The sequence below is a fragment of the Hufsiella ginkgonis genome, from assembly GCF_009834915.1.
Classification (GTDB): domain Bacteria; phylum Bacteroidota; class Bacteroidia; order Sphingobacteriales; family Sphingobacteriaceae; genus Hufsiella; species Hufsiella ginkgonis.
The window spans coordinates 514,331-534,402 of record NZ_WVHS01000001.1; the positions used below are offsets into that span (position 1 = coordinate 514,331).

Sequence of the window (20,072 nt, forward strand, 5' to 3'; positions counted from 1 at the left end):
GTTTAAAAGATGCGAAACCTGTATACGCCTACCCGGCTGTTGGCGCTGTCATGCAGACCGTCGGCATACACGTAACGCTCGTCGTATCCCAGCACCTTAAATTCGGGCGGAACGGACACGTCACCAATCAATGTGTTACCCCGGTATACCTGCATTCTTTGATGCTGGGGCGCGGTTTCGGAATATGATCCTGCCGGCGCGCCCGTGGTGTAAACTCTTAAAAGCAGGTTTTTCTCTTTTATGAATTTGATATCGGAGAAATAGCACTTCGTGGCCCTGTCTTCTTTATAACGCGCACCGGCAGCCTTAAAGGTATTAGTGGGTATGTAGTTCATTTTCATGCTGTCCGGTTTTAATCCGAAGGACCTTACGGGATGGAAGTCTTTGTCCATCACGTAGATCCGCTCGTCGATCTCGAAAGTAAGGTAAACAGAATCCTGCACCAGGTCGTATTTCCAGTTAGCCAGGTTTGGCAGGTATTTATATTTAAGGTAAACATCTGTGTAGTTGCCCATCAGGTCGGTAACTTTCCCCGATGCGGCATCCATTTTAGCCACCAGGTGGGCTGTTTTATAGTAGTTGTCGGCCGCAAGATACCCGTTGTACTTAGGATGGAGCGATTCGATATTAAACAAGTAGGTATTGCTGTCTAACAGCACGAACTTGTTCTGGAAATATTTAACTTCATAAATGCCCGATTCTTCCCCACCGGGATTATTCTCCAGGAAACTGGCGCTTTTTGTACTGTTCCAGTTGATCTTGGTGAAAGCTTTCCGTTTCCAGTTTCTATCATAAACATGGATGTTCCAGTTTTCGAGCACGTATTTATTCTCCGGTGTGAGGATCACCTCCTGGAGCGCCTTTATTTCTCCCGGGCCGCGTCCCTTGCCCAGGAAAACATTTTTAAAGTTTCCATCGGGGCCGTATGAAGAAACCTGGCAATAGATGTTATCACAAAAAACGATTGAATCCCCGTAAAACTGTATTTTGCCGCTCCCGGAAGTATTGGGGATCTGCAGCATCAGCGTATCGATATCAATTTCATGAATCGTAACGGCCTGTTTGCTGGGCTCATGCCGGACGGGACGGCCGCTGTTCCGGCAGCTTGAGACGAGGCTGGCGACAAGGGTAAAAAAAAATAAACCTGCTGTTCTTACGCTTAAAAAAGGCTGCATAGAAGTATGAGTCATGGAGGATGTATGTTTACAAAACAATGCACCCGCTATTTTACTAACGGGTGCATTGTTTTTAAATGCATTCGCTTATTTGCTGCACTGGTGGTTAACCATTATGCATCTGCTTATGGCTCATTCTCAAATGTTCCGTCAGGCAGGCAGATCCCACCAAAGCCGCAATCGCATCTTGGGCGAAGCGAGAAGCTGGAGCCTTCCCAGCAAGTGTAATCGGAGGTATGGCACCTGCAGGGATTACCATTCTCACCTTCGCTGGCACTGGCGACCTGCGTCATTACCGCAAGGCTTCCTGTAGCCGCATCTTTTTCAACGAAAGAGAAGGTATTCATCGCAAATAAGAATACCAGCACCAGCCCGCCCATGATCTTCGACATGAGCACAAGTCTACTTTTTTTGTTGTTCATAATTTAAGAGTTAATAGTGAATAATTAATAAGTGTTCCATTATCTTGAGGTATGCGAGGCCGGTCAGCCTGCCCGTAATGTTTGGATTTATCGATATGAATCTACAATATTTTATATCGATAAAAACGCATGGCGGAGGGGAATCAGGATTAATGAGCAATGGTTCAGAATTCGCCGGAAATTGTGATGGATCGGGGCATTTTCGACTTTGTTGTCATAGCGTATTTTCTACGCACATGCTTACCAGGCCCTATCTGTAACCTTTCCAATAATAGCTGCTTCGTCCACCAAGCCCCAAAACCTCGAATCGTACGAGTGGCTCCTGTTATCGCCCATCATAAAATAATAGTTGTGTTTAAAGGTGAAGCTTTTACAGGGTTCCTTGCCGAGGTAAAAATGGTTACCCTCGCGGCGAAGGCCGGCTTGTTCATATTTATTTACAAGATCGCTATACCTGCGATAATTCTGTTCCGTCATGGTAACAATAACACCTTTACCAGGCACCACCAGCGGACCCAGGTTGTCTTGCGTCCACCCCTCGGCCTGGTAAAGAAAACCATGTTTACGTTTAACAAGGTAAGCCATCTCCGTAACGCCGCCGGAACGTGCCAGCGCCTGTTTCTGTGCGCCGGTGAGGTTCATCAATATAGTGTTAGGCCCCTTGCCGCTTAGGTAATACTCGTAGGTTATGCCGAGGGAACCGGCGGCTACCGCAAACCTGCCTTCGTCCCTTATCGTTGCAGTATAGTCGTTTTTAACGGTAGCCGCACACATAAGCGGCTGGTTATTCACTAAGATCACGCCATCTTTTATGTACAATACGTCTCCGGGCATTCCCACGCAACGTTTCACCAGGAACTCACCCGGCCGGCTGAAAACGAGAACATCCCCCCTCCGGATCTGCGTGAGACCCGCTAGCCGGTGGTATTTCCACCGGCGTTGATCGTTTCCAGGCGTATTATCCCGCCTGTCGTCAAAGAAAAGATTGACCCAGGAGATTTCGCCCGGCGAGCGCGGCATAGCTGGTCCGTAGGCCAGTTTATTAACAACAATGTAGTTACCGGAGAACAGCGCATTTTCCATTGATGAGCTTGGCACCAGGTAGACTTCAAAAACAAACACCTTGAGCAGGATAGGTACCAGCAACACGCCTGCTGCCAGCGCGGCGAACTTTACTTTCCTGTCGACGCCCTTCCGTAAAACGAAAAGAAAAAAAACGACGATGGCGGCAGCCGATAAATAAAGCCACCAGATCCCGGGCGTAGCCAGGATGCAAATGCAAAGCAGAATGCCTGCAACGACCAGCATAACGCGCTTATTCGACGTCCGCAGCAGCATAACGACAGATAAGCGGCTATTTTGCTTTGACGATCTGTTTCAGCTGATCCAGCATCTGTACTACCACCGGCGTTCTGGCCACATCCTTTTTATTCAGCAGGCTTAAGGCGATCTCGCGGGCTTTGTCTCGCTGGTCAGCCTCCATATATAGTGTGGCAAGCGAGTACCTCGCGTAAAACTTATTCGGTGCCATTTGGTGGGCCCGCAAATACGCCTGTTCTGCTAACTTGAAGTTTTTCAGGTCCTTGTAACTATTACCAAGCAATATCTCGGTGGCGCTGTTATCCCGGTAGTTTCTGGCAGATAGCAGGATCGCTATCGCTTTTTCCGTGTCATGATCGTGCGACAACGAGTTGCCGTAGCTTGCAAGAAACTCGCCATTCCGCGCGAAAAGCGGGTATGCCTGGTCGTAATAAAAGTTAGCGGCGGTTTTATCGTGCTCGTCCTCCTTGTAGTAATCGTCGGCCCTGTTCCAGGTAGTATAACCTTTGTATAAAGTAACCACGCGGTTAAAGCCGAAGATAGAAAATGTTAACGCCCCCAGCAGCGCAATGCCTTTAAACGCCCGGCCGGGCCGGGGAGCGCGCGAACCATCCGTTTCGGCAGCATCAAAAGCCGCGATAACGATGGCCAGGAAAAGTACCAGGCCAAGCTTTATGGCCAGCTCCTGCATAGGAAAGGAAAGAAAAGCGAGCAGCGCGACTGAAAGGATACCCGATAACGCGACCTGGTGGACGGCTTCAAACCGCTGTTTCTTAAACATAAAAAACGTAACGACCACCAGCAGAATGCAGCAAATACCCGCTAACCCGTTTTCCACCGTAAACTGCAATACATCATTGTATGCGTAAGTCACGTTACCTGAAACTTCTGTTTCATTTTGAGAAGCCGCGGCAAGGTATTTTGCCTGCCCGTTCATATATACGCTTTGAAAGCGATCAAACCCATGCCCGGTCAACGGCCGCTCCGAAGCCAATATGGCACTTACTTTCCAGATCAGCAGCCGCCCCTTATTCGCTTCGCCACCAAAAAAATATGCACCCGCCAGTACGCCTCCGAGTAAAAGCGCCGACAAAGCCAATCCAATTGTTTTCCGTTCTTTTTTTTCTGCGGCCACTTGGCTGCCGGGGGTTAAAACCTGGTACTTAAAACCTAACAGCAACAGCGTACTACCTCCCATCGCAAACAATGCCGGCATAGACCGCGTGGCGCCCGACATTAATATCACTGCAATTGCTCCCGCAAGCGGTACATACCTGGTTAACAACCACATTCCCCGGTGTCCGGGCTTAGAAGGCGTCCCCGCCTGGAGAAAGCGTGCGCTTAACTCGTTGTGGAACATAAACAGCCCTAACGAAACCGGGAAGCAGGTAGCCAGGTAATTCGCGTACAGTTCCGTATTTTTGAAATTCCCCGTTAACGCCCCGTTATTAAGGGCGTAGATCCCGTAAAGCTGCAGGTTGCCATAAACCGCCTGCAAAAAACCTCCCGTCACCATCGCAATGAGCAGGAAATACAGGTGCCTCAGCGTTAGCTGACGCAGGATGAGGTAGCCGATTCCCAAACCGCAGAACTCGTAATAGGGAAGCGAGAAAACAGGATCCGATTGAAATACGTACCTGTTTAATATGACATATCCATATAACACCAGCAACAAAAAATCGATCTTATTGAGCTTTACCTGCCTACCCGCGATAACCAATTGAACAGCACTTAAAACCAGGAGTAACAAGGCGGCACCGGTATAAATAAAGAACTTCCCGGTGTCGGCACCACGGGGCGCCTCCCACGTAGCTGCCAGGGCGATGCCGCAAAACAGGACCAGCAGGACCGAAAGTATAACTACAGAAAAGACGTTGCCTATATTAATTTTCATAAAAGGAAATTTGAGTATAACTGGTTATTGATCTATATCACCGGATGCTTCGGCGGAGATTTCTCATCATATTGGGAAAGGTCAGGGCGACATTACGGTACGACTGATCATCCCAAGCAGTTCCTTGATCGTACCTGTAAACGGTATCTTTGCTCCATCAAACAGCCGGATGATCCGCTTCTTCTTGTCGATGGACTTTACATAATCGATATTGATCAGGTAAGATTGACTAGCCCTTATGAACTTACTTTCGTCTAACTCATCCGAAAATCTTGACAAAGACCTGGAGATGGTCAGCTTCTCTCCCTCCGCCAAATTTATATCGGTATAACCATTGTCAGACTGACAGAAGATAATGTCGTCAGTATTAATAATATGCAAATGATCCTGGGAATGAATTACGATTTTGGTCATAGTATAAAATCAGGTCTGAATGTGTGCAGCAGGTTATCCAGGCCATCTCCACAGCCGTGAGTAACTATTGAATGGAATAAATGTTGAAACAAGAATCCCCGCCCGTATCAACATACAGGTTATTCCATGTAATTGAGATAGCTAATTTAGATTGTCTGTAACCGGTGAGAGGTCAAACGAATATACTAATATATTGACCTTGGACAAATAATGAAACTTATTGCAAAAATAAGTTTTCCTTACCTTTATGCAGTCAACGCCCCTATATCTCACCTGTCAACAGTAACCGGCTTTTTCAATCTTCTTTTACGAAGAACGGCACATTCCCGGTGGCCACCTTATTGTTGCCGTCCATTACGTACAGGAACAAGCGGTATGGTCCCGGCTTGCCAGGCGTGGTAAGTGTGGCCCCTTTGGGGAACCGGTCGGTAACCAGGCCAGGTATTTCTTTCGGACGGCTCTCCCGGTCGCCGCCCTGCCCAAGGTCGGTGCTTTCGGGAAGCAATTCCCAGCGGTAACTTAATTTATCCTTGTCGGGATCGGAGGCAAATACCGCCACCGGGTATTGCTGGTCTTTGCCCAGGTAAATGGCTTCAGGAAGCCGCTTGCCGTTGAGCAGGAGCGAATCGAGGTGAGGCGCCCGGTTTTTGGGCCAGCTGCCCGACCAGAGATACTGCATCACATCCACCACTTCCGACGATTCGCCGGCTTCGGTGAACAATCCATACCAGGTGGGAGTGCGTTCCTGCTTCTGTCCCCAAAGAAATACATAAGAACCAACACAATGCTTGTCCTTTGCGATCGACGCCTCGTAACGGCTGCGGTAAACGGCAGCCTTCTCGCTGCTGGTTTCTTCTACCGCCGCTTTCCAGGGCAGGATCTTGCTTTCCCAATGGCCGGTCGGTCCCCATTCAGTTACCATATAACCTTTGGTCCACCCCGCGCCGGCCATCTGCCCGGGTACGCTGGCCAAACCGCCGTACACCTGCACCGACAGGAGATCGATATCCTGGCACCGGGCTTTAATGTCGCCGATCACCTTCGCGTTAGCGCCTGCGAGCATGGTGGTGGTCAGGTGGTTGGGATCCAGTTGATGGATCATCTTAGAAATGTCATTCACCGCATCCCATACTTTGGGATTTTTATAATCGAGGTTTAGCTCGTTGCCAATTCCCCAGATGATCACGGCCGGGTGATCTTTGTAGGCGATCACTTCTTTTTTCAGCTTCTCCAGCTGCTGGTGTACCGCGGCCGTATCACCATAATTAAAACCATGGCGCTCGCGGGCCACATCCAGGCCAAGCGTTACGGTAAGACCAAGTGATTGGGCCTTGTCCAGTGTCGGGCCCGAGTTACGGCTGCCCCAGGTGCGGATGGAGTTGCCGCCAAATGCAGCCAACTGTTCCATTTTGGTCGATCCACCGGCGCCTTTAATAAAATATGGTTTGCCATTTCGCATGAGCGAAAAGCCATCCTTAGTTTGGTTGACGGTTACTTTTACCGGCTGCGCCAAAACGCCTGCACTTAACATCACGAAAAGGCAGCAGCTAAAAATTTTAACGATCGGGGTTCTCATGCGGGTGTTCTGGGTTACCTATTTGATTTTCATTTTATAAAGCGACGTACTGGTGGTAATGTACAACGTATTCTTGTCCTTTCCGCCGATGGCGATAGATATAGGGCGCTCATTTACCATGATCCGTTTAATCTCCCTCCCGTCCTTATTGTATACATAGATCTGCCCGTCGGCGATGTAGAGATTTCCCTCGCCATCTACGATATTCCCGTACTGGCCCTGGGGATGCACCTCTTTCATGTTAACCAGTTTTCCTTCCGGCGAAACGTCCAGCCGCACCGTGGTCTTATCGTTCTCTTTGGCAATGAATACCGGCTGCGACTGGCCGGGAGTAACCGCCGTTAACGCGGTTGACCTGCCCAGGTCATACGTTTCGGGAATAATGGTTACGCCATCCGGCGCCACAAAGCTGTACGCCGGCATGCTGGATACGGTTTTATCAAAGTCGCCGCGCCACCTGCTCGATGGGTGAACCACTTTCTTTACACCCGTCACCTGGTTTGTCGGCACGCGGGGCATTGGTTTCATAGACTGGTCGGGGTTATCGGGGTCGATCGAGTAGGCCAGGGCCGCCCAGCCGCTGTTGCCCCAGCCGCTGTACATCGGGTTATCATCCGGCAAACGGGACACCGTTTCCTGCACACCATTCACCATGTATCCCGGTTGCGGGTCGTACCGGAAGATCACCAGCAGGTTGTCGCGCGTATCAGTCGTCAGGGTAAAGGGCTTCCAGGGGTAGTCGGCGAGCAGCGAAAGCGCCCCGGTTTCTGCCGAGACCTTGTAGATGCGTTTCATCCGGTTCTCGCCGAAATATACGTTCCCTTTACTGTCTGCAGTGGCACCGGCGGCAAATTCAAATCCCGTGGCCACCTTCTCCACCACCCCCGGCCGGTCGGTCAATACTTTTCGTCCTTTTTCTCTGCCGGTAACCATTAAACGGGCGAAATCCCATTCGTATACGGGCAGCTCCTTATTCACGTCGTACACCGGCGCCTCTATTACCGGTAAGATCTGTGTGTAGTTGTGCACGTTCCTGAAATCGATATTTTCACTGTTCCAGATCCTTACCCCGAAAGCTTTCGGCGTGTTTACACGGATCACCCGGTACATCCACATGCCGGCTATCATCAGGTTCTTGCTGTTGGAGATCTCCACCATCTGGTCGTCATGCCCCTCGCGGCTTTCTTCCTCGAACTGGAACGCATACATTTTCCAGTTCGACACATTCTCAAACCGTGCTTCGTTTCGTACGTGGTGTTCCAGCGACATGGCGTACACCCTGCCCGGCGTGCTGGTATTACTTACGTAAAACCCGTTCGCCGCGTAGGTAGAGGCCGTCCAGATATCTTTCAGGGTGCCCCCGCCGTTATCAGTTACCCAAAGGCTCCAATGCTGGTTATCCCAGGCAAGGTCCATGCCCGTAGCGCTTACCGGGTTGGACGGCGAGCTCACCTGGCCCCCGCCCCTGTTTCCTCCACTCCTGGACGGAGGCTGTGCATTCGCCGGGTCGGGTTTACGCATGGTGCCGTGTCCGCCTACAAACTTTACGTCGTTGATCAGCGAGTGCCGCGATGCCATCCACTTCAGCCCTACAGCCCGGTAATTATAGGCGCCGGTATTGATACCAATGCCGTTAATTATATCATCGCCACCCGCCGACGATTCGACCACGGGCTGCGGCGTGCCGAACCCGCTGAAAGCCGCTTCGCTCTCTTTAAGCACGAACTGGGTACCAAAGGGATGCAAGCCGATCAGCCTGGTGCCCGGCGACATCTTCAGGGTGCGGGTAATGCGGTACCAGCCCTGGGGAACATAAATATTTTTATTCGCCGCTATCGCATCCTGGAACACCTGGGTATCGTCTGTTTCGCCATCGCCTTTTGCGCCCAGGTCACGTATGTTCACCCAGGTATTCATTGCCGGCAGCTGCACCATATCCATGGCCATTTTTTTCGGAAAAGTACCGAGCGGCGCAATTTTGCTGATCGTTTCATACCTTGATGGTGTTTCCATATCGGCCATTACCAGGCCATAGGTAAATTCCTGCACTTTGTAAAGCTTCTCTTTTACCCCGGCACGTTTTCCGCTTTGCGCGAACTTAACCAGCAGCGGCACGTTACTGCAATCCACATTCAGCAGGTTCAGCTGGGAGAAGGCATTGTTCTCTTTGCTCACGATGATGCCCGCCTGCGAAACATTTTCAAAGAAAGAATTCTCGATAAAAAGGCGATCGACCCGGTCTTCCTGCATCTCCACCACCACGGGCACGTTTTTAGCGTACATGTTCACAATGGTCAACCCCACTTCCCGGGTGAGGATGGCGGCCTTTCGCTGGCCTTCAAAATACGTGTCGACCATCATCATGGGCCAGCCGGGCGAGGTGCGCGACGACGTAATGCCGTACTGCCCCCCGTAAAACTTTACGTTCTCTATCTCGTTACCCACATCATAGATCCCCGCTTTCGCTTCGCCGATGTTGATGATGCAGTGACTGATAAAGCTATGCTGTGCGAAATGCGACCGGATGGCAATGGCCTCCGGGTTGCCGCTTTCGATCCGGAAATCGATGTTCGACAAGGCGCTGTAAAACGTTCCCGCACCGGCGTCGGCGGGTTCGCGCCCCTCCTGCACAAGGCCGCCTGTAAACCAAACCATATAGTTTTGCTGTTCCCGGTAACCGGGCGTGTTTTTGCCCAGCACAAACTCAGGGCGCGTTTTGCCGTAACCGATCAGCCGTATGGCCGCAGGCACCTGGATGGTCCTGGTCAGTAGGTATTTTCCTTCCGGGATGAAGAGAATGCCGAAGTTTTTCGCACGTTTCAGCTCATTGATCGCCGTTTGTAAGGATGCAGACACATCCGTTTTCCCGTCCGCTTTAATATTGTACTTCCCAGGGGTAAAAAAGAAGGCCTCGGGGTCGTTGGGCTTTTGTGTGTAAATCGACCCGTCGTTCGCGCGGACCTGCCCCAGGCCGCCGACAACCAGCAGCAGGATAAACATACCGTTAAACAAAAGGAACCGGTGTGTATTTTTCATTTCGATGAACCGTTTGTTAAAAATGGGGAAGGTTCTGCTATAAAGTGATAATTATTTCAATTTATTTAAGAAGCCGCCTGCCGAAGCCACCGAACGGTCAACCCAAATCAGCATTCATTATTGTTACTTAACGCTATTTTAACAGGTCATTGGTAACTTTACCGCATTCGTATTTAATCTGCCAACATGGACACCCGGAGAGACTTCCTAAAGAAAGCGGCCCTGCTATCGGGCAGCACAGTAATGATGAACATGCTGCCGCCGGCCATCCAGAAGGCGCTGGCTATCAGCCCCGATCCGGGAACCACCTTCTATGACGCGGAGCATATCGTGTTCCTTATGCAGGAGAACCGTTCGTTCGACCACGTGTTTGGCGCATTACAGGGAGTGCGCGGTTTTAACGATCCCCGGGCTGTCGATCTTCCGAACAAAAACAAGGTGTGGCTGCAGTCGAATAAAGATGGCGACACGCATGCCCCGTTTAAAATGGACGTCCGCGACACCAAAGTAGCCTGGATGGGCTCGGTACCGCATAACTGGGCCAACCAAACCGATGCCCGCAATATGGGTCGGTACAACAGGTGGCTCGATGTGAAAAAGTCGTCGAAATACCCGTCAGCCCCGCTTACCCTGGGGTATGGTAACCGGAATGATTTCCCATTTTATTACTCCCTGGCAGATGCTTTTACCGTATGCGACCAGAGTTTCTGCTCGAGCATTACCGGCACACACTCCAACCGCTACTACTGGATGAGCGGTACCGTACGCGAGTGGAACGAGCCCGAAGCGCTGGCACATCTCTGGAACTTCAGCGCCAATGAAGCGCCTCTCCCCTGGAAAACGTATCCCGAGCGCCTCGAAGAACAAGGCGTCTCCTGGAAGATCTACCAGAACGAGATCAGTACAGGCTCTATCCTGGCAGGAGAAAACGCCGCCTGGCTCAGCAATTTTGGCACTAACGTGATGGAGTACTTCAAACAATACAATGTGAAGCTTCATCCTGGCGCAATAGCCGCGCTGGATCAAAAACGCGGGAATTTGCTGAAACAGATAGACGACCTGGAAAAACAAGCGGTGAGCGCCGAAATTACCCAAAAGATCACGGCGGCAAGAAGGCTGCTGGCGCGGATCGAAACGGACCGGCTCACCTACACCATGGAGAAGTACAACCAGCTTTCGGACCATGAGAAAAACCTGATCGCCAAGGCGTTCGCCACCAACAGCGGCGACCCGGATTACCACGAGCTCACTACGCTCAAATACAGCGATAAAGGCACCGAACGGGAGCTGAAGATCCCAAAAGGTGATGTGCTCCACCAATTCAGGCATGATGTGGAACACGGCGCCTTACCTACCGTCTCCTGGCTGATGCCGCCGGCAAACCTGTCAGATCATCCTTCTAATCCCTGGTTCGGGCCGTTGTACGTAAGCGAGATCATGGAAATCCTTACAAAGAATCCTGAAGTATGGAAGAAAACCATTTTCATCCTCACCTATGATGAGAACGACGGGTATTTTGACCACGTTCCCCCGTTCGTGGTTCCCAATCCATATAAAGAGCATACGGGCAAAGTTTCGAAGGCGCTGGATACGAAGCTCGATTTTGCAACCAACGAACAGCAGTATAACCCCTCGGCTTCGCCAGCCAACCTCCGCGAGGGACCGATCGGGCTCGGATTCCGCGTACCGCTGGTGATCGCTTCTCCCTGGACGCGCGGTGGTTATGTCTGCTCTGAGGTATTTGACCATACCTCTTCGATACAGTTCGTAGAGAACTTCCTGGAAAAGAAATTAAAGAAGACGGTGAAGGAAGAAAACATCAGTCCGTGGCGGCGTGCCATCTGCGGCGACCTTACTTCCGCTTTTCGCCCGTATAACAACCAGGAAACGGCAAAGCCCGCCTTCCTGCAAAAGGATCCGTTCATCGAGCTCATCCACCATGGCCAGTTTAACCGCGAACCGGATAATTACAACAAACTGAACGCGGAAGCGATCGCACAGTTCAATGCCGAACCATCGGGCTCTCCCCACCTCCCCAAACAGGAAAAAGGGATACGCCAGGCGAATCCGTTGCCTTACGAACTGTACGCCGACGGCCAGTTTAACAAAGCAGGAAACACGTTCGGCATTACGTTTAAAGCCGGAAACGCTTTATTCGGCCAGAAAGCTGCTGGCGCCCCGTTCTGCGTTTACATGATAAACGATTACCAGGACGGCGCCCATTATACCCGCGATTACGCCGCCATTGCCGGCGACACCCTGCAGGATGAATGGAACCTCGCCGGGTTTAAAGACGGCGTTTACCACCTGAAAGCGCATGGCCCTAACGGTTTCTACCGCGAATTTAAAGGGGATGCCAAAAATCCGTTGCTAAAGATCAGCCTTACCTACGAGCGCAACAAGCTGAACAACGCAAAGCTCTCGGGCAACGTAGTGGTGCAGATTACCAACAACGATACGAACCCCCACACCGTGGAAGTGAAAGACGCGAGTTATCAAACAGGGAGCCAGAAGAAGCTGATCGCCTCCAGGGCCACGGTTTCGCTCGTGGTGAACGCCGCCAAAAGCCATAACTGGTATGATGTAGTGGTGAACGCCAATGGTTACGCGCGGTTCGAAGAACGGTTTGCGGGCCGGGTGGAAACCGGGGAAATAACTAAAACGGACCCGTTGCTGGGCGGAGTGGTGTAAGACCTGCTCACCAAATAAGATACCACATAATCGCACGCCAAGCTGTCCGTTATCGAACACTTCCGCTAAAGGATCTTTATTCAAAGTCCTGATCAGCAATTACTTACTCCAAGGGTATAGTTATTGGAGCGCATCCGGTGATTTAATTTTCGCAGCCGTATGCTTAAAAATTACCTTAAAACCGCGTGGCGACACCTTGTAAAAGGCAAAGCGCATTCGTTCATCAATGTCGTTGGCCTTTCCATTGGAATGGCCGTAGCTATCCTGATCGGGCTATGGATTTATGACGAGCTATCGTTTAACAGAAAATTTAAAAACTACGACCGCATTGCACAGGTCATGCAGCACCTCAACAACAATGGAGAAGTGCAAACATGGGGGAACGTGCCGTTTCCGCTGGCCGAAGAGTTACGAAAGAACTATGGAAATGATTTTGAGCGGATCGTGATGGCCGCCAACTGGGGAGAACACCGGCTCACCATCGGCGATAAAAAACTAAAATCAACCGGCGGCTTTTTCGAAAAGGAACTGCCGGAACTGCTGACGCTCGATATGCTTAGCGGATCGCGGGACGCGCTTCAAGACCCATCATCGGTGCTCGTATCCGCTTCGGCCGCAAAAGCCTTTTTTGGTGATGAGGAGGCTATTGGAAAAGTGTTCCGGGTGAACGATGCCCCACCGCTAAAGGTAGCAGGCGTGTATGCCGACCTCCCGTCCAATTCCACTTTTGCAAGGCTCGACTTCATTGCACCCTGGGATTTCTATGCCCGGATTAACAACAACTTTAAGGATACCGAGGACCCCTGGCGGCCCAACTTCACCACGCTGTTCGTGCAGATCAGGGAGGGGGCCGACTTTGCAAGCGTATCCGCAAAGATCAAAGATGCAAAGCTCAGGAAAGTGAATGCGCAACTGCAGAAAAAAAAGCCCGCCCTGTTTTTACAGCCGATGAGCAACTGGCGCTTATATTCCGAATTTAAAGACGGCGTAAACGCAGGTGGCGGCATCCGTTATGTACGCATGTTCGGGATCATTGGTCTATTTGTGTTGTTACTGGCATGCATCAATTTTATGAACCTGAGCACGGCGCGCAGCGAGAAACGCGCTAGGGAAGTAGGCATCCGTAAAACGATCGGCTCGTTACGTACGCAGCTCATCTACCAGTTTTTCGGCGAATCGCTGCTCACCGTTGTCTGTGCGTTTGTATTATCTATCGCAATTGCCCGGCTGGCGCTGCCATTTTTTAACGAAGTGTCTGCAAAAAACCTGCATATTGCGTGGGACAAGCCGTTGTTCTGGACCGGCTGCGCCGCATTTATCGTGTTCACAGCCGTCATTTCCGGGAGCTACCCGGCATTCTATCTTTCTTCTTTTAAACCGGTGTCGGTATTAAAAGGTACGTTCAAAGCCGGCCGGCTGGCAAGCCTCCCGCGCAAGATGCTGGTCGTGCTGCAGTTCAGCGTTTCCGTTTCACTCGTTATCGGGACGATCGTGGTATACCGCCAAATTCAATTTGCAAAGGACCGCCCCGTCGGATATTCACGGGATAACCTCATAACTATCCCGGTTGGCGGACCGGCGATACACACCCATTTCGAGGCCATAAAGCGCGACCTGATACAAACCGGGTCGGTGGCGTCCGTAGCCGAATCAGAAAGTCCGCTTACCGGGGTCTGGAATACCACCAGCGGCTTCAGCTGGCCGGGAAAAGACCCGGAAGTTTCAACCGATTTCGGCGTAATTACCGCTTCGTACGAATATGGCAGCACCATCGGCTGGCAGATGCGCCGGGGCCGTGGCTTCTCCAAAGCGTTTGCTTCAGATTCGACGGCAGTTATTTTAAACGAAGCGGCCGTGCGTTACATGCAACTCGATCACCCGGTAGGCACAACAGTCACCTGGTGGAACAAGCCGCTAACGGTGATCGGTGTAGTACGCAATATGGTGGCCGAATCGCCTTACGACGAGGTGAAGCCCATTATTTATTCACTGCTTTCTTACCCTGGCAACGTGGTCGTAGCACGGCTTAACCGCGGGCCGAGCGTTAAACAGGCGGTAAACGAAGTGGAAACCGTGTTTAAAAAGTACAACCCCGATCAACCGTTCGAATACAAATTCGTAGACGACGACTACGCCGTCAAATTCGGTGAAGAGGAAAGGGTGGGAAAACTGGCCGGCATTTTTACCGCCCTGGCCATTGTGATCTCCTGCCTCGGGCTTTTCGGCCTTACCCTGTTTGTTGCCGAACAACGGAAGAAAGAGATCGGCGTACGAAAAGTGCTCGGCGCCTCGGCATGGAGCGTGTGGGGCCTGTTGTCAAAAGATTTCGTGGTACTGGTGCTTATCGCGTTCTTTATTGCGGTGCCATTATCTTATTATTTCATGTTCGGGTGGCTGCAGAACTATAGTTACCGGACCGAATTATCGTGGTGGATCTTTGCTTGCTCCGGTGCCGGGGCCGTTGCTGTTACCGCGGTTACGGTAAGCTTCCAGGCGATCAGGGCCGCCTCTGCGAACCCGGTGAGGAGTTTGAGGACGGAGTGAGATCCTTCCGGGTGATCAGCAAGATACGGAGAAGGTTATTTCTTTTTCAGCGTATCAGGTACGTTGACCACCGCGCCGTTGATCTTCACATTTTCAAAGACCAGGTCGGTAGCGTAATCAATCTTATAGGGGATTTTTACTCCGTTGAGTGTCGAATTGATGATGCGGAGGTGCTGCACCGGCGAAGCCCTGTAAGCACGCACGTAGATGCCATAGCCGCCGCCTTTGGTCACTTCCAGGTTCTCGACCCATACATTTCGTATGGTAGGTATGAAGCTCCCCGGGGTTTCGTAAAACATGTCGGCTGATACGGCAGCATCCTTATACGCGCCTACTTTAATATCCTTCATGAAAATATTTTCGATGATGCCGCCCCTGGAAGAACTGGTTTTAAGGCGCAGGATGCGATCGAGGTTAGGGGAATCCATTACGCAGTTGATGGCGTAGATATTCCTTGCTCCGCCGGCTATTTCGCTGCCGATGGTTACGCCGCCGTGGCCGTCTTTCATTTCGCACCCTTCTATGATGTGGTTTTCCGCAGGGCGGCCGATGCGCCGTCCATCTTCATCGCGGCCCGATTTTATCGCGATACAATCGTCGCCGGTATCGAAATGACAATCTTTAATAAGCACGTTCCTGCACGATTCGGGGTCGCAGCCATCATTATTGGGGCCGTGAGAAACCACGCGTACTTTTTCAATGGTCACATTCTCGCAAAGCACCGGGTTCATAAACCACATGGGCGAGTTCACCATCTTTACACCGGAGATCAGCACGTTTTTACAGTTATAGGGTTGCACCATGTTGGGGCGCAAAAAAGAGCCGTTGCCAAATACCCGTGTTTTAGGTTCGGTTTGCTGGTGCATTAGCTCGTGGAGCTTGTTCCGGGCAGCTACTTGTTTAGCGGGACCGCCATTTGCCGCCTTGCTGTTCCAGTTCCACCAGTTATCGCCGTCGGCGTTGCCGTCGAGTACGCCATTGCCTGTGATCGCGATATTTTTTTCGCCATAGGCGTAGATCAGGGCGGAGTAGTTCATGCATTCCATCCCCTCCCAGCGGGTGAATACGATGGGATAATCATTAGGGTCGCGGCTAAAGAGTATCCTCGCGTCGTCGGCCATGTGAAGATTTACGTCGCTCTTCAAATAGATCGCCCCGGTTAAAAAAGTACCCGGAGGCACCGAGACGGTTCCGCCACCTGCTTTGCTGCATGCTTCGATGGCTTTTTTAAATGCTTCGGTGTTTTTGGTTTTGCCATCGCCTATGGCGCCATATGCCGTTACCGGGAAGTCGCGGGTTTTAAATACCGGCGGCTTTATCTGCTTCCTTAGTTTTTCCATGGCGGCCCAGGGTGTTGAAGCCGATTTCCAGACCAATGCTTTATTGGCGGGAGCACATGCCAGCCACAACATAACAACAGTTAACGAAAGCAGTACGGGAACGGGGTTTCTTTTAAGGATCATGGCGTAACAAATGTGTTTATTTATAAGCAGTTAACAGTTTATTTAATTCGCAGGCATCATCGGATCCAGCCATGCAACGGCGCTGGTCATAATTGGTGGTTACTTGTCTTTCAGCGCCGGGTCCCAGCCTTTCAGTATCTGTGTTTTGGTGTAAGCTTTGGCTTCGTCGTCCGTAAGCTGGTGCGACCATGCTACGCGTTTATCCGGCTGGAAGCCGGGACCGGTATTTTTGTATTCCGCATAATACGCGGTTTTTTCGTTCCCGGGCTTCAACCAGTTGTGCCACCCCAGGTCTTTTACAACGCTCGCCAGGTTACACCGGATAAAAACCACTTTGGCAAACGGCCTCCAGGGGCGGCCCAGGTGGAAGCTGTTTTCGGGCGCGCTGCCGCTGATGTCGCAGCCGAGGAACACATAGCCATATTTCACCGTATCGGGTGTAGAAGCCGCCGTGATGTACATGCCGCCCTTTTTACAAAAGATCTTACATTTTTCGAACAGGGCGGTGGCAGGGCCGAAGATAAAATCGGTGGTACCTTCTATATAGCAATTGTAATAATACTCGCGGTCGCCCGCGTTGTTTGTTAAAATGGTATCCTGGAAACCCAGGAAACGACAGTTGAAAAACCGCGCACGGTCTGCACCCACATAGATGGCCAGCGCCTGTCCTATCGGCCCGGACGAATTCTCGAACGTGATGTTGGTGGCGGTAAAGCCTGCCCCATAGGCATAAAAAGAAGCTGTGCGCGAGGTACCCAGGGCGCGACCTGATGAATCTGTTTTCGAGGCATAATCGTCCCAGGTGAGGATCGTCGTGGCTGCATCGCCGCCGATGATAAACACATTGATTTTCGACCGCGCGAGCACGATCCTTTCCTTGTAAGTACCCGGCTTCACAAAGATCTTGGTCACCTTTTCGGAAAAGTCGGGAACAGCATTGATCGCTTCCTGTACCGTTCTATAGTTCCCGCTGCCATCCTGCGCAACGGTAATGCGTTGCTGAGCGCCGGCGGCGAAAGAGGCGAGCATTGCGATGATAAAAACGATCTTCTTCATTTTACTGGTTAACGATAGAGTTACCGGCTGCAGGTTTATTTGCGGACCCTGCATCAAACGGCCTTTGCGACAAACTCCCGGTGCTGTTTATAATTGCGATATCAAACTTATGTTAAAAAATAGCCCGCTATGGCTAAAGCGGCCAATAAATTTGTGCAATCGTTCCCGGTCTTTTTTCGGCGATAACGGCGGCGGGCGTTATCGGGATGTTGTGTAGCGGCATTTTTACGCGATCGTCCCCACCGCGGAAACTAAGGTTGCGATGATATCGTTTACTTTTATCACATAACCAATCGCATGAATATTTGCAAACCACGATCGGACGCCGCTGCCTATGTGCGCATCGCTCTCCTCACCGCCGGCATCTTACTTACCGGGAAAGTTTTTTCGCAGGGGCAATCGCCGGGGCGGATAGACCCTGGACCTTTTGCCGATAACGCCCATCACTGGTATGATATTTACGATAAGGAAGCGGCCATACATCCCCGGGAGGGACGACCAAAACACGCACCTACCAACCTGGAGGCTATCGGGGATAACATCGTCCTCCTGCAAAAAGAGAATGGCGGCTGGCCGAAGAATTACGACATCATGGCCATTCTGACCCCTGCCCAGAAAGACAGCCTCGCAAAAGTTAAAAATAAGCTGAATACCACCTACGATAATGGCAGTACCTTCTCACACATTGCCGCGCTAGCCGTGGTGTATAATGCCCTGAAACGCGATAAATACAAAACAGCGGCGCTTAAAGGGCTCGGCTTTGTGCTGGCTTCGCAGTACGCCAACGGCGGATGGCCGCAGTACTTCCCGCTGCAGGATAACTACAGCCGGAACGTTACCTACAACGACGGCAACTTTACCGGCATTATGAGCCTGCTCAAAAACATTGCCGGGGATAAGCCGGATTTCGCCTTCGTAGACAACAGTTACAGGGAGAAAGTAAAGGCCGCCTACGCCAAAGGGCTTGCCTGCATCATTAAAACCCAGATCAACGATGCCGGTTCGCCAACCGCCTGGTGCCAGCAATATGACGAGGTAACGCTGCAGCCCTCCTGGGCGCGTAAATTTGAACCGCCCAGCATTTGTAACCAGGAAAGCGCCGACCTTGTGCTATTCCTAATGAGTATCGAGCGTCCCGGCAAAGCATTGATCAGCGCCATCCAGCATGCTGTTGCCTGGTTTAACGAGTCGAAGATCTATCATACCCGCGTAACCACCATAAGCGCACCCCGTGAGGTGTCGGCATTTCGCGTGTCGGTAACCGACAAGGTGGTAGTGGCCGATGATAACGCGCCGCCCATCTGGACCCGCTATTACGAGCTTAAAACCCATAAGCCGATATTCTGCGACCGCGACAGCAAGATCGTTTACACCCTCGCAGAAGTAAGCCGCGAACGCCGGGACGGCTACGCCTGGTATACGTACGGACCGCAACGGGTGCTTGATAGCTATGAGGCATGGCAGAAACGGGTGGGGGCAAATTGAATAACCGTTTCACTTTGTAATCCCTTTGTCATAGCTCAAATAAGTGTCCGCTATCTATTTAGACAAATTCTAAATAATGTATTTTTGTGGTGGATGCACGATTCCTGGAGAAGTAATCGCCACGAACAACGCGTGTATATTGTCGCAATAGTTATGACCGAGGAGAAACCTGCCATCATCCGCGCCGTGCTCGTGGTAAAAAAGAAAGAATATATTACTCCGCACTACATCCGGGTAACCCTTACGGGCGATGATGTACCGGCATTCCGCGATGCTACAGTAGGTTCAAATAACAAGATCTTTATTCCGCCTCCCGGTATACGTGAAGTGCACATGCCGGTGCCCGACCCGGTAACCGGCCAGTTGTTTGCGCCCGAGCCGCATCTTCGTCCAGCCATACGCACGTATACCCACAGGAGCATCGATATCGATCGGAACGAAATGGTCATTGATTTTGTGGCGCATGGCGACAATGGTCCCGCCTCCGCCTGGGTAAACCGGGCACAGGAGGGCGATCCGCTGGGTGTGGCCATGAAAGTGAAGGCTGCCCCGCTGTTCCCCAAAGCGGACTGGTACCTGCTTGCGGGCGACGCCACTGGCCTGCCGGTGCTGGGAGCCATCCTGGAACGTCTCCCGCCTTGCGCTACCGGCATCGCCTACATCGAAGTACCCGGTAAAGCCGATGAACAAGTGCTTAAAACAGAGGCTGAGATAGAAATCCGCTGGCTTCACCATCCCGCTCCGGGCGAGAATACGCTTCTCGCAGATGCCGTTTGCAGCACCGTAGTCCCAAACGGAGATACCAACACACGTTTTGCCTACGTGGCCGCCGAGTATACCTCAGTGAAAACCATCCGCCGGTTTTTAAGGAAAGAACAGGGCCTGCAAAAAGAAGAGCTGTATGCTTTTTCGTATTGGAAGCATGGCGTTAGCGAAGAAGGCTCGGCGGGCGACCGCCGGCAGGAACGGCAGGAGTAGGGTCAGGAGATTGCGGAT

Annotated in this window: 13 protein-coding genes; 4 read left to right on the top strand and 9 right to left on the bottom strand. The window is 51.5% G+C overall.

The genetic code is table 11. The features are described from left to right. Nucleotides 1-2: 2 nt before the first annotated feature. The 7 genes from GS398_RS02065 to GS398_RS02095 all read right to left on the bottom strand — a co-directional run bounded on the left by GS398_RS02065 (nt 3) and on the right by GS398_RS02095 (nt 9,837). Nucleotides 3-1,190, bottom strand: coding sequence for an NHL repeat-containing protein (locus GS398_RS02065; protein ID WP_160905076.1), 1,188 nt, complete (start codon nt 1,188-1,190; stop codon nt 3-5). Nucleotides 1,191-1,300: 110 nt separating this feature from the next. After that, nucleotides 1,301-1,597, bottom strand: a complete 297-nt coding sequence (locus GS398_RS02070) for a hypothetical protein (protein ID WP_160905077.1) — start codon at nt 1,595-1,597, stop codon at nt 1,301-1,303. A gap of 240 nt (nt 1,598-1,837) precedes the next feature. Further along, nucleotides 1,838-2,935: a signal peptidase I gene (gene lepB, locus GS398_RS02075; protein ID WP_160905078.1), complete on the bottom strand. Its 1,098-nt coding sequence runs from the start codon at nt 2,933-2,935 to the stop codon at nt 1,838-1,840. Between the two features lie 16 nt (nt 2,936-2,951). Then, complete coding sequence (locus tag GS398_RS02080) at nt 2,952-4,811, bottom strand: O-antigen ligase family protein (protein ID WP_160905079.1); 1,860 nt, start codon at nt 4,809-4,811, stop codon at nt 2,952-2,954. Between the two features lie 81 nt (nt 4,812-4,892). Next, entirely contained in the window at nt 4,893-5,225 is a 333-nt protein-coding gene (locus GS398_RS02085) for a LytR/AlgR family response regulator transcription factor (RefSeq protein ID WP_160905080.1), read from the bottom strand. 295 nt (nt 5,226-5,520) lie between these two features. Beyond that, nucleotides 5,521-6,801 carry a glycoside hydrolase family 2 TIM barrel-domain containing protein gene (locus GS398_RS02090; protein ID WP_202405926.1) on the bottom strand — a complete coding sequence of 427 codons (1,281 nt, stop codon included), beginning with the start codon at nt 6,799-6,801 and terminating at the stop codon, nt 5,521-5,523. Nucleotides 6,802-6,819: 18 nt separating this feature from the next. Beyond that, nucleotides 6,820-9,837, bottom strand: a complete 3,018-nt coding sequence (locus GS398_RS02095; protein WP_202405927.1) for a glycosyl hydrolase family 28-related protein — start codon at nt 9,835-9,837, stop codon at nt 6,820-6,822. A 186-nt stretch (nt 9,838-10,023) separates the two neighbouring features. Here GS398_RS02095 and GS398_RS02100 point away from each other — a divergent pair, with 186 nt between their 5' ends. Together GS398_RS02100 and GS398_RS02105 are read left to right on the top strand one after the other, a co-directional pair. Next, nucleotides 10,024-12,528 (top strand): phosphocholine-specific phospholipase C, encoded by a 2,505-nt coding sequence (locus GS398_RS02100; protein ID WP_160905081.1) that lies wholly within the window; start codon nt 10,024-10,026, stop codon nt 12,526-12,528. Nucleotides 12,529-12,687: 159 nt separating this feature from the next. Next, nucleotides 12,688-15,072 carry an ABC transporter permease gene (locus GS398_RS02105; RefSeq protein WP_160905082.1) on the top strand — a complete coding sequence of 795 codons (2,385 nt, stop codon included), beginning with the start codon at nt 12,688-12,690 and terminating at the stop codon, nt 15,070-15,072. Nucleotides 15,073-15,107: 35 nt separating this feature from the next. Here GS398_RS02105 and GS398_RS02110 read toward each other — a convergent pair whose 3' ends face one another. Beyond that, nucleotides 15,108-16,535, bottom strand: coding sequence for a glycoside hydrolase family 28 protein (locus tag GS398_RS02110; RefSeq protein ID WP_237488063.1), 1,428 nt, complete (start codon nt 16,533-16,535; stop codon nt 15,108-15,110). A 99-nt stretch (nt 16,536-16,634) separates the two neighbouring features. Then, the gene (locus GS398_RS02115) at nt 16,635-17,591 is read right to left on the bottom strand and encodes a pectinesterase family protein (RefSeq protein ID WP_160905083.1); all 957 of its coding nucleotides are present in this window, start codon (nt 17,589-17,591) and stop codon (nt 16,635-16,637) included. Between the two features lie 297 nt (nt 17,592-17,888). Here GS398_RS02115 and pelA point away from each other — a divergent pair, with 297 nt between their 5' ends. Next, nucleotides 17,889-19,076: a pectate lyase gene (gene pelA / locus GS398_RS02120; RefSeq protein WP_160905084.1), complete on the top strand. Its 1,188-nt coding sequence runs from the start codon at nt 17,889-17,891 to the stop codon at nt 19,074-19,076. 153 nt (nt 19,077-19,229) lie between these two features. Beyond that, nucleotides 19,230-20,054, top strand: coding sequence for a siderophore-interacting protein (locus GS398_RS02125; RefSeq protein ID WP_160905085.1), 825 nt, complete (start codon nt 19,230-19,232; stop codon nt 20,052-20,054). Nucleotides 20,055-20,072: the final 18 nt, after the last annotated feature.

Bases quoted from the DNA above. Each gene is read 5' to 3' on its own strand.
- GS398_RS02065 (WP_160905076.1), bottom strand. From the start codon at position 1,190: ATGACTCATACTTCTATGCAGCCTTTTTTAAGCGTAAGAACAGCAGGT.
- GS398_RS02070 (WP_160905077.1), bottom strand. From the start codon at position 1,597: ATGAACAACAAAAAAAGTAGACTTGTGCTCATGTCGAAGATCATGGGC.
- lepB (WP_160905078.1), bottom strand. From the start codon at position 2,935: ATGCTGCTGCGGACGTCGAATAAGCGCGTTATGCTGGTCGTTGCAGGC.
- GS398_RS02080 (WP_160905079.1), bottom strand. From the start codon at position 4,811: ATGAAAATTAATATAGGCAACGTCTTTTCTGTAGTTATACTTTCGGTC.
- GS398_RS02085 (WP_160905080.1), bottom strand. From the start codon at position 5,225: ATGACCAAAATCGTAATTCATTCCCAGGATCATTTGCATATTATTAAT.
- GS398_RS02090 (WP_202405926.1), bottom strand. From the start codon at position 6,801: ATGAGAACCCCGATCGTTAAAATTTTTAGCTGCTGCCTTTTCGTGATG.
- GS398_RS02095 (WP_202405927.1), bottom strand. From the start codon at position 9,837: ATGAAAAATACACACCGGTTCCTTTTGTTTAACGGTATGTTTATCCTG.
- GS398_RS02100 (WP_160905081.1), top strand. From the start codon at position 10,024: ATGGACACCCGGAGAGACTTCCTAAAGAAAGCGGCCCTGCTATCGGGC.
- GS398_RS02105 (WP_160905082.1), top strand. From the start codon at position 12,688: ATGCTTAAAAATTACCTTAAAACCGCGTGGCGACACCTTGTAAAAGGC.
- GS398_RS02110 (WP_237488063.1), bottom strand. From the start codon at position 16,535: ATGATCCTTAAAAGAAACCCCGTTCCCGTACTGCTTTCGTTAACTGTT.
- GS398_RS02115 (WP_160905083.1), bottom strand. From the start codon at position 17,591: ATGAAGAAGATCGTTTTTATCATCGCAATGCTCGCCTCTTTCGCCGCC.
- pelA (WP_160905084.1), top strand. From the start codon at position 17,889: ATGAATATTTGCAAACCACGATCGGACGCCGCTGCCTATGTGCGCATC.
- GS398_RS02125 (WP_160905085.1), top strand. From the start codon at position 19,230: ATGACCGAGGAGAAACCTGCCATCATCCGCGCCGTGCTCGTGGTAAAA.